This window comes from Cellulomonas sp. KU4C (genome assembly GCF_056868065.1).
This window is the reverse complement of the sequence record NZ_CP200322.1, coordinates 3,680,552-3,693,715: the sequence shown is the minus strand read 5'-3', so window position 1 is coordinate 3,693,715 and position 13,164 is coordinate 3,680,552. Positions and strand designations below refer to the sequence as shown.

The 13,164-nt window shown below is 76.7% G+C and carries 9 protein-coding genes and 1 pseudogene; 9 read left to right on the top strand and 1 reads right to left on the bottom strand.

Annotation, left to right across the window (positions count from 1 at the left end; genetic code table 11):
• Nucleotides 1-268: 268 nt before the first annotated feature.
• The 7 genes and pseudogenes from AC1VL8_RS17545 to holA all read left to right on the top strand — a co-directional run bounded on the left by AC1VL8_RS17545 (nucleotide 269) and on the right by holA (nucleotide 10,379).
• Nucleotides 269-1,027, top strand: a complete 759-nt coding sequence (locus AC1VL8_RS17545) for a metal-dependent transcriptional regulator (RefSeq protein ID WP_483076057.1) — start codon at nucleotides 269-271, stop codon at nucleotides 1,025-1,027.
• Nucleotides 1,028-1,160: 133 nt separating this feature from the next.
• Entirely contained in the window at nucleotides 1,161-2,399 is a 1,239-nt protein-coding gene (locus AC1VL8_RS17540; RefSeq protein WP_483076056.1) for an MFS transporter, read from the top strand.
• Between the two features lie 154 nt (nucleotides 2,400-2,553).
• Nucleotides 2,554-5,448, top strand: a complete 2,895-nt coding sequence (gene leuS, locus AC1VL8_RS17535; RefSeq protein ID WP_483076272.1) for a leucine--tRNA ligase — start codon at nucleotides 2,554-2,556, stop codon at nucleotides 5,446-5,448.
• Nucleotides 5,449-5,450: 2 nt separating this feature from the next.
• Nucleotides 5,451-6,575, top strand: coding sequence for a DegV family protein (locus AC1VL8_RS17530; protein ID WP_483076055.1), 1,125 nt, complete (start codon nucleotides 5,451-5,453; stop codon nucleotides 6,573-6,575).
• 130 nt (nucleotides 6,576-6,705) lie between these two features.
• Entirely contained in the window at nucleotides 6,706-7,518 is an 813-nt protein-coding gene (locus AC1VL8_RS17525; protein WP_483076054.1) for a ComEA family DNA-binding protein, read from the top strand.
• 60 nt (nucleotides 7,519-7,578) lie between these two features.
• A complete protein-coding gene (locus tag AC1VL8_RS17520) occupies nucleotides 7,579-9,339 on the top strand; it encodes a ComEC/Rec2 family competence protein (RefSeq protein WP_483076053.1) in 1,761 nt (586 codons plus the stop codon).
• 73 nt (nucleotides 9,340-9,412) lie between these two features.
• Nucleotides 9,413-10,379 (top strand): annotated as a pseudogene (holA, locus tag AC1VL8_RS17515) (DNA polymerase III subunit delta).
• Between the two features lie 206 nt (nucleotides 10,380-10,585).
• Here holA and AC1VL8_RS17510 read toward each other — a convergent pair.
• Nucleotides 10,586-11,260 (bottom strand): EAL domain-containing protein, encoded by a 675-nt coding sequence (locus AC1VL8_RS17510; RefSeq protein WP_483076052.1) that lies wholly within the window; start codon nucleotides 11,258-11,260, stop codon nucleotides 10,586-10,588.
• 288 nt (nucleotides 11,261-11,548) lie between these two features.
• Here AC1VL8_RS17510 and AC1VL8_RS17505 point away from each other — a divergent pair, with 288 nt between their 5' ends.
• Together AC1VL8_RS17505 and AC1VL8_RS17500 are read left to right on the top strand one after the other, a co-directional pair.
• Nucleotides 11,549-11,686 (top strand): hypothetical protein, encoded by a 138-nt coding sequence (locus tag AC1VL8_RS17505; protein ID WP_389235255.1) that lies wholly within the window; start codon nucleotides 11,549-11,551, stop codon nucleotides 11,684-11,686.
• A 131-nt stretch (nucleotides 11,687-11,817) separates the two neighbouring features.
• The gene (locus tag AC1VL8_RS17500; RefSeq protein ID WP_483076051.1) at nucleotides 11,818-13,149 is read left to right on the top strand and encodes a helix-turn-helix domain-containing protein; all 1,332 of its coding nucleotides are present in this window, start codon (nucleotides 11,818-11,820) and stop codon (nucleotides 13,147-13,149) included.
• The last annotated feature ends 15 nt before the right edge of the window (nucleotides 13,150-13,164 follow it).

Genomic DNA, 13,164 nt, shown 5'->3' with positions numbered 1-13,164 from the left:
CAGCTCCCGGCGGGCGAACCAGCGCGCGACCGGGGCGCCGGCGCGGCGGACGGCGTCGAGGGCGGGGCGCGCGCCGGACGGGTGCGGGCGGGTCGGGTGCGGGCGGGTCGGGTGCGGGTCGGCGGTGCGGGCGGCGGTCACGGGCGTCCTGTCGTCCGGTGGGTGCCGACCGCCGGACCTGCGCGGACGGCTCCCGCGATTCGTACCACACCCCCGCGCAGGCCGGGCGCGTCCGGACCCGGCCGGTCACGGGCCCTACCCTGGACGCGTGAGCGAGACGAGCGACCTGACGGCCGTCGCCCAGGACTACCTGAAGGTGATCTGGACCGCCCGGGAGTGGTCGACCGCCCCGGTGACCACGAAGATGCTCGCCGAGCGGCTGGGCGTCGGCGCCTCCACGGTCTCCGAGACCGTCCGGCGCCTCGCCGACCAGGGCCTCGTGGAGCATGCGCCGTACGCGGCGATCACGCTCACCGCGGAGGGCGTCCGGCACGCCGTGCAGGTCGTGCGCCGGCACCGGCTCATCGAGACGTTCCTGGTCAGCGAGCTGGGCTACGCGTGGGACGAGGTGCACGACGAGGCCGAGGTGCTCGAGCACGCCGTCTCCGACCTCATGGTCGAGCGGATCGACACCCGCCTCGGGCACCCGACCCGCGACCCGCACGGCGACCCGATCCCCGCGCCCGACGGCAGCGTGCCCGCGCCCGCCGCCGACATGCTGTGGGAGCTGGCGTCCGGCACGGGGCGGATCGCGCGGATCTCCGACGCCGACCCCGGGCTGCTGCGGTACCTCGCGTCCGTGGGCGTGGTGCTCGACGCCCGGGTGGAGGTCGTCGAGCGGCGGGACTTCGCCGGGATGACGGCCGTGCGGGTCGCACCGCCGCGCGCGGACGACGGGGCCGGCGCCCGGGCCGACGACGGAGCCGACGACCGGGCCGACGACGACGTCCCGGTCGACGACGCGCGCCCCGTGGAGCTCGGCGAGGTCGCGGCCCGGGCGATCTGGGTGCTGCTCGACGCGCGCTGACCGGCCGGTAGGGTTGGCCGGACCGGAGCCGCGCCGTCGCCGCCACCGGGACACCGGCGCCGCACCGGGGTCGTCGACGCGCGTCCGCGTCCCCGCCGTGCGCGCCCGACGAGCCGACGACGCGGGAGCGCACATGGACACCACCCCCCGGGGCAGCAGCCCCGCGGACGCCGACGTCCTGGACCCGCACCTGGTCCGACGCCGCGCGCGGCTGCCGCTGCTCGCGCTCGCGCTCGGCGGGTTCAGCATCGGCACCACCGAGTTCGCGACGATGGGGCTGCTGCCGCTGATCGCGAGCGACCTGGACGTGTCGATCCCGTCGGCGGGCCACGTGATCACCGCGTACGCGCTCGGCGTGGTCGTCGGCGCGCCCCTGCTCATCGCGGCGGCCGCCCGGATGGACCGTCGCCGGCTGCTGCTCGTGCTGATGCTGGCGTTCACGGTCGGCAACGTGCTGTCGGCGCTCGCGCCGTCCGCCGGCTGGCTGGTGGCGGCGCGGTTCGTCGCCGGGCTGCCGCACGGCGCGTTCTTCGGGGTCGGCGCGGTCATGGGCGCGCACGTCGCCGGCCCCGGCCGCCGCGGTCAGGCCGTCGCCACGATGATGGCGGGCCTGACGATCGCGAACATCGTCGGCGTGCCGTTGTCCACGGTGCTCGGCCAGGTGTTCGGCTGGCGCTGGGCGTTCGTCGCGGTCGGCGTGCTGGGGCTGCTGACGCTGGCCGCGCTGCTCCGCTGGATCCCGGGCCTGCCGGTCCGTGACGGCGCGAGCGTGCGGTCCGAGGTCGGCGCCCTGCGCAACGGCCGGCTGTGGGTCGCGTGCGCGGCGGGGTCGATCGGGTTCGGCGGCATGTTCGCCGTCTACTCCTACGTCGCGCCGCTGCTCACCGACGTCACGGGCATCGCGGAGGCGAGCGTGCCGATCGTGCTCGCGCTGTTCGGCGTCGGGATGACGGCGGGGACGCTGCTCGGCGGCCGGCTCGCGGACCGGTCGGTGCCGCGCACGCTGCTGCTGGGGTTCGCGTCGACGATCGTCGTGCTGGTGCTGATCGCGGTGCTCGGGCAGTGGCTCGTCCCGGGCGTGCTCGCGATCGTCGGGCTGGGCGTCGCGTCCCAGGTGCTCGGTCTGGCGCTGCAGGCGTGGCTGATGGACCTGTCGCCCGCCGCGCCGTCGCTCGGGGCGGCGCTGTGCCACTCCGCGCTGAACGCCGGCAACGCCGCGGGCGCGTGGGCCGGGGGCCTCGTCATCGCGGCCGGGCTCGGTTACCTCGCGCCGGCCTGGGTCGGCGCGGGCCTGACCGCCGTCGGCCTCGTCATCGCCGCCGTCACCCTCGGCGTCGCGCGCTCGCGGCAGCGGGTCGCGGGCGCCGCCTGACCGCGACGCGCCGACGGCCCCGGTCGTCGTCCCCAGGCAGTCCGGACGGGGTGCCGCACCTCGATAGACTCGCGGGGTGACATCGCCCGCCGCCACCCAGCCCGAGTCCACCCCCGCAGCGCCCGGCACGTCCGCGGCGCCCGGCGGCCAGGACGTGCCGTTCCGCTACACCGCCGAGCTCGCGCAGCAGATCGAGCTCCGGTGGCAGGACGAGTGGGTCGAGCGCGGCACGTTCTTCGCCGCGAACCCGACGGGCGCGCTCACCGACGGCGACGGGGCGACCGCGCGCGAGGGCGCCCGGCCGTTCTTCGTGATGGACATGTTCCCGTACCCCTCGGGCGCGGGCCTGCACGTCGGGCACCCCCTGGGCTACATCGCCACGGACGTCGTGGCCCGGTACCGCCGGATGCAGGGCGACAACGTGCTGCACGCGCTCGGCTACGACGCGTTCGGCCTGCCGGCCGAGCAGTTCGCCGTCCAGACCGGCGCCCACCCCCGCGGGACCACCGAGGCGAACATCGAGATCATGGCGCGCCAGCTGCGCCGCCTGGGCGTCGCGCACGACCCGCGCCGGTCGTTCGCGACGATCGACCCGGACTACGTGCGCTGGACGCAGTGGATCTTCCTGCAGATCTTCGAGTCCTGGTACGACGAGGACGCCGTGCGGCCCGACGGCGGCACGGGCGCGGCCCGGCCGGTGTCGACGCTGGTCGAGGCCTACGAGTCGGGGACGCGCGCGGTGCCGGACGGGATCGACGGGGTGCCCGAGGGCGCCGCGTGGGCCGACCTGGACGAGGTGCAGCGCCGCCGCGTGGTCGACGCCCAGCGCCTCGCCTACGTCTCCGAGACCCCGGTCAACTGGTGCCCGGGCCTGGGCACGGTCCTCGCCAACGAGGAGGTCACCTCCGAGGGGCGGTCCGAGCGCGGCAACTTCCCGGTGTTCCAGCGGACGCTGCGGCAGTGGAACATGCGGATCACGGCGTACGCCGACCGCCTCGCGGACGACCTCGCGCACATCGACTGGCCCGAGAAGGTCACCGCGATGCAGCGCAACTGGATCGGCCGGTCCGAGGGCGCGCACGTGCACTTCGAGGTCACCGACGCCGACGAGCCGCTGACCGTGTTCACCACCCGCCCCGACACGCTGTTCGGCGCCACCTACGTCGTGCTCGCGCCCGAGCACCCGCTCGTCGACCAGCTGGTCGGCGGCGGCGAGGAGGCCTGGGGCGAGGACGTCCCCGAGGCGTGGCGCGGCGGCGCGGCCACCCCGGCCGAGGCGGTCGCGGCCTACCGGCGCGAGGCTGCGGCCAAGACGGCCGTGGAGCGCCAGGCCGACGCCGGACGCAAGACGGGCGTGTTCACCGGCGGCTACGCGCTCAACCCGGTGAACGGCGAGTCGCTGCCGGTGTTCATCGCCGACTACGTGCTGATGGGCTACGGCACCGGCGCGATCATGGCCGTGCCCGGCGGGGACAGCCGCGACTTCGCGTTCGCCGAGGCGTTCGGCCTGCCGGTCGTGCGCACCGTCGAGGCGCCCGAGGGCCACGAGGGCGCCTGGACCGGTGACGGCGCGATCATCAACTCGTCCAACGAGGAGGTCAGCCTCGACGGGCTGTCCGTCGCCGACGCCAAGACCCGCATCATCGACTGGCTGGCCGAGCGCGGCGCCGGCGAGCGCACCGTGACCTACCGCCTGCGCGACTGGCTGTTCAGCCGCCAGCGGTACTGGGGCGAGCCGTTCCCGATCGTCTACGACGAGCACGACCTGCCGATCGCGGTCCCCGAGTCGGCGCTGCCCGTCGACCTGCCCGACGTGCCGGACTACGCGCCGCGGACCTTCGACCCCGACGACGCCGAGTCCTCGCCCGAGGCACCGCTGGGCCGCGACACCGGCTGGGTGAACGTCACGCTCGACCTCGGTGACGGCCCGAAGGTCTACCGCCGCGACACCAACACCATGCCGAACTGGGCCGGGTCGTGCTGGTACTACCTGCACTACCTGGACCCGACCCACGCGTCCGGCCAGGTCGTCGACCCCGCGCTCGAGCAGTACTGGATGGGCCCGGGCCACAACGCGACCGACACCCACGGCGTCGGCGGCGTCGACCTGTACGTCGGTGGCGTCGAGCACGCCGTGCTGCACCTGCTGTACGCCCGGTTCTGGCACAAGGTGCTCTACGACCTGGGCCACGTGGCGAGCCGCGAGCCGTTCTACAAGCTGTTCAACCAGGGCTACATCCAGGCGTACGCGTACACCGACGAGCGCGGCGTGTACGTGCCGTCGGCCGAGGTCGTCGAGGACGACACCGCGTCGACCGGGTTCAGCTGGAACGGCGAGCCCGTCAACCGCGAGTACGGGAAGATCGGCAAGTCCCTGAAGAACGCCGTCTCCCCGGACGAGATGTACGCCGAGTACGGCGCGGACACCCTGCGCGTCTACGAGATGTCGATGGGCCCGCTCGACCTGTCCCGCCCGTGGGAGACCCGGGCCGTCGTCGGGGCGCAGCGGTTCCTGCAGCGCGTGTGGCGCAACGTCGTGTCGGAGGAGACCGGCGAGGTCACCGTCGTCGACACCGAGCCGACGGTCGAGACGCTGCGCGTGCTGCACCGCACCATCGCCGAGGTCGCCGAGGACATGCAGGGGATGCGGATCAACACCGCCATCGCCAAGCTCATCGTCCTGAACAACCACCTGACGTCGCTGCCCGAGGTGCCGCGCACCGTCGCGGAGCAGCTCGTGCTCATGACCGCGCCCGTCGCCCCGCACCTCGCGGAGGAGCTGTGGTCCCGCCTGGGCCACGAGCGCTCGCTCGGGCACGAGCCGTTCCCCGTCCTGGACCCGCAGTACCTGGTCGAGGACACCGTGACCTGCGTGTTCCAGGTGCAGGGCAAGGTCCGCGGGCGCGCCGACGTCCCCGCCGACGCCGACGACGCCACCCTGCGGGATCTCGCGCTGGCCGACCCCGGCGTGCAGCGCGCGATGGCCGGACGCGACGTGCGGACCGTGATCGTGCGCGCACCGAAGCTCGTCAACGTGGTGCCGGCCTGACGGTGCCCGCGCAGGGCGAGACCGGCGGCGCGGGTGCGGGAGCGTCTCCGGGCGCCCCGCACCCCGCCGCGCGCGGGTGGCGTGGCCGGGCGGCGGCGTGGCCGGGCGCGCTCGGTCGGGCAGCGGCGTGGCCGGGCGCGCTCGGTCGGGCGTGGCGCCCGGGCCCGGACGGGGTCGTGGGCCGGGTCGTGGGCCGGCTCCTGGGCGACGGGGCACGCCGCGGTGACCCGGGTGCCTCCCCGCAGGAGCAGCCGACCGCCGACACCCCGCCCTCGGTCGCCGTCGTCACCGACTCGACGTCCTGCCTGACCCCGGCCGACGCCGCGGCGTGGGGCATCACCGTCGTCCCGCTCGACGTCGCGGTCGACGACACCCGGTACCAGGACGGCGTCGACCTGACCCCCGACGCCCTGGGGGCGCTCCTCGCGTCCGGCCGTCGGGTCACGACCTCGCAGCCCCCGCCCGGGGCGTTCGCCGCCGCCTACGAGGCCGCCGCCGCGCGGGGCGCCCGCGAGGTCGTCTCGGTGCACCTGTCCGGCGAGCTGTCCGGCACCGTCCGCGCCGCCGCGCTCGCCGCCCAGATCGCTCCGCTCCCGGTGCACGTCGTCGACTCGCGCAGCGCCGGAGCGGGCCTCGGCTACGCCGCCCTCGCCGCGGCCGAGGTCGCCGACGGCGCGGCCTGGGGCTCCGCGCCCACGGGCACCGACGTCGCCGCGACCGCCGAGCAGGTCGGACGGTCGACGGCCGCGTGGTTCGTCGTCGACTCCCTCGACCACCTGCGCCGCGGCGGGCGGCTCTCCGGGGCGGCCGCGGCGTTCGGCACCGTGCTCGGGCTGCGCCCGGTCCTCACCCTGCACGACGGCCGGATCGACGTCGCGGAGCGCGTCCGGACCCGACGCGCCGCCCGCGACCGGCTGCACCAGCTCGCCGTCGAGGAGGTCCGCCGGCGCGGTCCCGGGGTGCGGGTCGCCGTCCAGCACCTCGGACGCGCGGAGGCCGCCTCGGAGCTGGCCGACCGCATCCGGGCGACCTCGGGCGTGGACGACGTGCTGGTCCGCGAGGTGGGTGCGGTGCTCGGGGGCCACCTCGGGGTCGGCGTCCTCGCGGTGACGGTGACCGACCGCTGACGCGGGCTCGGTGACGGACCCCGGTCGGGGCGCGGGTGCCGAGCCCTCCCCAGGCACGGTGCCCGCGCGTCGTCCCCAGGGGCCGGTGCGCGGGAGCCCGCGAGCGGCGCCGCGCTCCTAGCGTCGGGGCATGACCTGGTACGACGGCGACCCGCCACCCGACCCCGCGCGGAGACGGGACACCGCCGGTGCCGACGCGCCGGTGGCACGTACGACCCGCGCGAACCTTCGCGCCGCCGTCGCGCGCCAGGGCGCACCGTGGGACGGCACGGACGCCGAGGTGCAGGACCGTGCACGCCGCAGGGCGCGCGTCGGGTCCGGGCTGCGCTGGCAGGTCCCCGTCCGGACCGCGGCCGTCGCCGTGACCGCGCTCGCCCTCGTCGGCGGCGCGGTGGCGCTGCGGGCCGCGCCCGGTGCGACCGGACCGGCCGTCGACGTGCCCGAGCCGCTGGCCTCCGCGAGCACGGCCGGCGGGCCGGCCCCCTCGCCGTCGTCCCGGCCCGACGTCTGGGTGCACGTCGTCGGTGAGGTCGCGGCGCCGGGGGTCGTCGCGCTGCCCGCCGGGTCACGCGTCGCCGAGGCGGTCGCGGCGGCCGGCGGGGCGCTGCCGGGCGCGGACCTGTCCGCGGTGAACCTCGCCGCCGAGGTGGTCGACGGCGCGCAGGTCCGGGTCCCCGCACCAGGGGAGGTCGCAGACCCCGGTGCAGCGGGCACGGCGGGCGCGGGCGGTGCCGCTGCCGGTGCGGCGGACGGCGCGGTGGACGTGAACCGTGCCGATGCCGCCGGGCTCCAGACGCTGCCCGGCATCGGGCCGGTGCTCGCCGAGCGGATCCTGGCGTGGCGGTCCGAGCACGGCGCGTTCGCGACGCCCGAGGACCTCCTGGACGTCCCCGGCATCGGGCCGGCGCTGCTGGCACGGGTCGCGGACCGGGTGCGCGTGTGAGCGCCCGCCGGGCCCCGCGGGCTCCGCAGGCCCAGCCCGGCCGACCGGGGGAGGGCGGCGGTGGCCGGTGACGAGCCGCTGGACCTGCGGCTGGTGCCCGCGGCGCTCGCCGTGTGGGCCGCTGCCGCGGTGGGCGTCGGCACCACGGAGCGGGTCGCCGCGGGCGCGGGCGCGGGCGTCGGGGTGGGGGCGGTGGCGTGCGCCGTCGTCGTCGAGCTCCGTGAGCGACGGCGCGCCGCCGGGCTCCCGTGGCCGCTGCTCCCGGCAGCGGCACCGGCAGCGGCCACGGGTCCGGCTGCTCCCGCTCCGGCGCGGCCGGTCGCCGCCGTCCGTCCACGTCGCCCACGCCATGTCCGTCGTCCCGCCCACGGTGGCGAGGTCGTGCTCGTGCTCGGCTCGGTCGCGGTGCTGCTGCTCGCGCTCTCCGTCCAGCTCGGCGCACGCGACGCCGGGCGGCTGCGGGACCTGGCGGCGGACGGGGCGCGGGTACGTCTCGTGGGGGTCGTGCGGTCGACCCCGCAGCCGCTGCGGACGACGACGCGAACGGGCGAGGGCGATGGTGCGGGTGCGGGAGCGGGCGCGCCGGGGTCCGCGAGCGTCGGCGCGAGGTCCGACCCGGCTCGGGGTCCCGGGACGGTCCGGTTCCTGCTCGCGGTCCGCTGGGTCGGGGCGGTCGGCGCCGACCCCGCGCGGGCCTCGCCCACGGGCGCCGCCGTCGAGGTCCTGACGACCGCCGTCGCGGCGTCGCTCGCCTACGGCACCGTGGTCGAGGTCGAGGCCCGGCTGTCGCCCGCGCGCGACCCCGCGGGCAGGCCGGTCGCGCGGGCGCGGACGACCGCCGAGGTGGTCGTGCGCGCTCCGCCCGGTGGGGCGCTGCGGTGGGCGGACCGTCTGCGCGTCGGCCTGGTGGGCACGGCGCGCGCGGTGCCGGGCGACGCGGGTGCGCTGCTCCCGGCGATCGCCGTCGGCGACACCCGGGGCGTGGGCGACCTGGACGAGGCGATGCGGGCGTCCGGGCTCGCGCACCTGACGGCGGTGTCCGGCGCGCACTTCTCGCTGCTCGGCGGGGTGGTGCTCGCGCTCGCCGCGCGCTGCCGGGTGCCGCGGCGTGCGCGGTGGCTGCCCGTCGGGCTCGTGATGGTCGGCTTCGTCGCGCTGGTGCAGCCGGGGGCGAGCGTGGTGCGGGCGGCCGTGATGGGCGCCGTGGGCGTGCTCGGCCTCGTCGCCGGGCGGCCCGCACGCTCGGTGCCGGCGCTCGCGGGCGCGGTCCTCGTGCTGCTCGTGGTGGACCCGTGGCTCGCCCGGGACATCGGGTTCGTGCTGTCCGTCGTCACGACGGCCGGCATCGCGCTGCTCGCGGGTCCGATGGCGCGCCGCTGGGACCGACCCCGCCGGCGCGGGCGGCGGTCCGACGGGCCCCCGGACGGGGTTCGCGCGGGGCCGTCGCCGCTGGCGACCGCGCTCGCCGTGCCGGTCGCGGCGCAGGCGGTGTGCGCGCCGGTCGTGCTGCTGCTCTCCCCGGACGTCCCGACGTACGCCGTGCTCGCGAACGTCGCGGCCGCCCCGGCGGTGGCGCCGGCGACGGTCGGCGGGTTGCTCGCGGCGCTGCTCGGGCCGTGGTGGTCGGGCGGCGCGACTGCGTGCGCCCAGCTCGCCGGCGCGGCGTGCTGGTGGATCGCCGCCGTCGCGCGGATCGTCACCGACCTGCCGGGCGCGCGCGTCGCGTGGGCCGGCGGCGCGGTCGGCATCGTGCTGCTGGCGGTCGCGTGCACCGCCGCGGTCGTGCTGGTCCTGCGCTGTGGGCGGGACGTGGCACCCTAGGGTCGTGCCGCCCTCCGCCCCCGCCTCCCGTCGTTCCGCGCGCGGTGGTGGTCGCTCGTCGGCCCCCGCGGGACTGGCCTGGGACGAGGTCGGGCTGGCCCCGGTGGTCCTGGTCACGGGCCCCGAGGAGCTGCTGGCGGAGCGGGCGGTCGAGCGCCTGGTGGGCCTCGCGCGCGAGCGCGACCCGCAGATCGAGCTTCTCCCGCGTCGACGCCGCCGCGTACAGCACCGGCGAGCTCATGCTCGCCACCAGCCCGTCGCTGTTCGGCGAGGACAAGGTGGTGGTCGTCGAGTCCGTCGAGAAGGCCACGGACGACCTCGTCCTGGACGCCCTCGCCTACGTCGCCGCGCCGCTGGACGACGTGGTGCTCGTGCTGCGGCACGGCGGCGGGCAGCGCGGCAAGCGCCTGCTGGACGCGGTGCGCTCGGCCGGTCACCCGGTCGCGGTCTGCGAGACGATCAAGCGCGACGCCGACAAGGCCGCGTTCGTCACCCAGGAGGTGCGGCGGGCCGGTCGCCGGATGGAGGCCCGTGCGGTCCGGTCGCTCGTCGACGCGGTCGGCAGCGACCTGCGCGAGCTCGCCGCGGCGTGCAGCCAGCTGGTGGCCGACACGACCGGGGTGATCGGCGTCGAGGTGGTCGAGCGCTACTACGGCGGCCGGATCGAGGCGACCGGGTTCCGGGTCGCCGACGCCGCCGTCGAGGGGTCCGCGGGCGAGGCGGTCGCGCTGCTGCGGCACGCGTTCGCCACCGGGGTCGACCCGGTACCGCTCGTCGCGGCGCTCGCGGCGCGGCTGCGGGTCCTGGCCAAGGTGTCGGCGGCACGGGGTCGCGGGCCGGGTGCCGAGCGTGACCTCGGCCTCGCCCCGTGGCAGGTCGACCGCTCCCGCAAGGAGCTCGCCCGGTGGACGCCCGAGGGCCTGGCGCACGCGATCACCGCGGTCGCGCAGGCGGACGCCGAGGTGAAGGGCGCGAGCCGCGACCCGAAGTTCGCGGTCGAGCGGGCCGTGCTCCGCATCGCCGGCAGCGTCCGCCGCTGACCCCGGAGCAGCCCACGCCGGCTGCCCCCACGCCGAGCGCCCTGCGCCCCACGCCGAGCGCCCTGCCCCCACGCCGAGATCGGACCGCTGCGTCGAGACAGGGCCTCCGGGCGGCCTGACTCGACGCTGCGGTCCTGTCTCGGCGTGCCGGTGGGTGGGCGCGCCTCGGCGTGCGGTGGGTGGGCGCCGCGGGTGGGCCAGGCGGGTCAGAGGTGGTGCTGGCCCGAGGGGTCCTGGACCGGGGGGAGCAGCGGGGCGGACGTGCGGTCGAGCAGCAGGCTGCGCTCGAGCAGGTTGCCCTGGTAGAGGTCGAACCCGAGCCGGCGCCCGGCCTTGAGCTCCGTGCTGGTCTCGACGAACTCCGCGACGAGCAGCGCACCGTGCGACCGGGCGAGGTCGACGACCGGCTCGCCCTCGAGGTCGAGGTCGCGCGCGTCGATCTTCACGAAGTCGGCCTGGGGGAGCAGCATCCGCTGGTCGGACCGGGACACGAACCCGGCCATCGCGACACGGAAGCCCTGCTCGCGCAGCCGGCGGACGCCACGCAGGACGTCGCCGTCGATGCGGGTGGTGCCGGCGATCTCGACGACGAGGCGGTCGGGGCGGGCGGGGAGCTGCAGCTCGCCGGTCAGGTAGGTGCGGGGGCAGCGGACGAACAGCCACCGGCCGTGGCCGACCTCGTCGACCTCCGCTCGCCCGAACGTGGCGCGCAGGACCGCGGCCGTGGCGCGCTCGTGCTGGAGGTCGCTCCACGCGGTGGCGTCCGCGCGGGTGGCGCCGGGCGCGCGGAACGCGAGCTCGTAGCCGAACGGGTGCAGGCGGGGGAGAAGATCCCCTGCCGCCCGACGACGACCTGCTCGCGGGCGAGGTGGCGGTCCCACTCGCGACGGAGGTCGTGCGGGATCGCGGAGTCGATCGCGGTCGCGAGCTGCTGCTCGACATCGCCCTGTCCCCTGGTCATGCGCACCATGACACCACAGCATTCCGGCGATGACACGACCGCGTCAGGGTGACCGGCGACGACGCCGCGTGATCGCGCGGTTCAGCGGCCAGGTTTTCACCCGTTCGGAGGGACATCCTGCGGGAATGCGGATTCACTGGTGCGAAGCGCTCCGCGTGAGTCATGCTCTTCATGACAGAGAGTCAACAGTTTGTGACAGGAGACGACCATGCGCACCTCGTTCAAGGCCCTCGCGACCGCCGCCCTCGCCCTCACCCTCACGCTCGGCGCCTCCGGTGCCGCCTCTGCCGCCGGCCTCGTCACGATCCAGAGCGGTGCCACCGGCTGCTGCCGGACCGCGGTCTGAACCCCCTCGGTGCCTCCGGGCTCGCTCTGATGGCTCTCGGTGGTCAGGGCGAGCCCGGGTACTCCGGACCGTGGATCGGCGGACGGGTGACGTGCTCGCAGTCAGGGGACGTCATAGGTACAGTGACACCCATGACGACCATTGCTGACCGCGTCCGCGAGGCGCGGTTGGTCGCTGGGCTCTCCCAGACGGCCCTCGCCGGCGACGCCCTGTCGCCCAGCTACATCTCGCTGATCGAGTCCGGTCGGCGTGAGCCGACCGATGCCGCCCTCGCGGTGCTCGCCGAGCGCCTCGGGTCGACGGTCGAGTACCTCAAGCACGGCGACGAGGGCCCCGCCGAGGCCCGCGCCCGGCTCGCGCTGGACTACGCCCGCCTGGACCTCGTGTCCGGCGAGCCGGCGTCCGCCCGCGACCGCATCCTCGCGCTCGAGCTCGACTCGGTGACCCGGCAGGTCCGGGTCGACTCCCAGCTCGCGCTCGCGCAGGCGCACGAGATGCTCGGTGACCTCGAGTCCGCCGTCGGCGTGCTCGAGCCGCTGCTCGCGCACGCCCGCGCCGAGTCGCACCACCTCGACGCGGCGGCGGCAGCGACCGCCCTCGTCGCCTCGTACGTGGAGGCCGGCGACCTGGGCCGTGCGATCGAGCTCGGCGACCGCCAGCTCGCGGAGCTCGAGGAGTCGGGCCTCACCGGTACCGACGAGCACCTGCGGCTGGGGTCGACGACGCTGTGGGCCTACGTCGAGCGCGGTGACCTGCTGTACGCGACGCACCGTGCCGCGGAGCTGATCCGCCAGGCGGAGTCGCTCGGCACCCCGCGCGGTCGCGGGTCGGTGTACTGGAACGCGGCGCTCGTCGCGGAGCAGCGGCACGACTACGGGCTGGCCAAGCGGTACACGGAGCGCGCGCTCGCCCTGCTGGGCGAGGGCGAGGTCAGCCGTGACATCCCGCGCCTGCGGCTGAACTACGCGTGGCTCCTGCTGCGCAGCGACCCGGCCGAGCCGGTGACCGCGCTGGAGCAGCTCGACCGCGCGGCGCCCGAGCTCGCGGTGTCCGGCTCCGAGGTGGAGATGGCGCGCCTCGACGTCGAGCGCTCGCGCGCGCACCTCATGCTGGGCGACCCCGTCGCGTCCGAGGCGTACGCCCGTGGCGCGCTGGAGCGGCTGGGTGACGCCCCGCGGCTGGACGGCGCCGCCGCGCAGCTCGCGATCGGCGACGCGCTGCACGCCCGCGGCGAGGTCGAGCAGGCCTCCCGCGCGTACCGGTGGGCCGCGGACATGCTCGGCATGATGTCGGCCTCGCGGCAGTCCGCCGCGGTGTGGCGCGAGCTCGGCGACCGGTTCCTCGGTCACGGGGACGTCACCGGGGCGGCGCAGGCATTCGACCGCGCGCTGCGGGAGGCGGGCTTCCGGCCCGCGGTCCCCGCGGTGCTGTGGGAGGCGTGGAGCGCGGTGGCCCAGGACTGAGTCGCCGACGTTCCC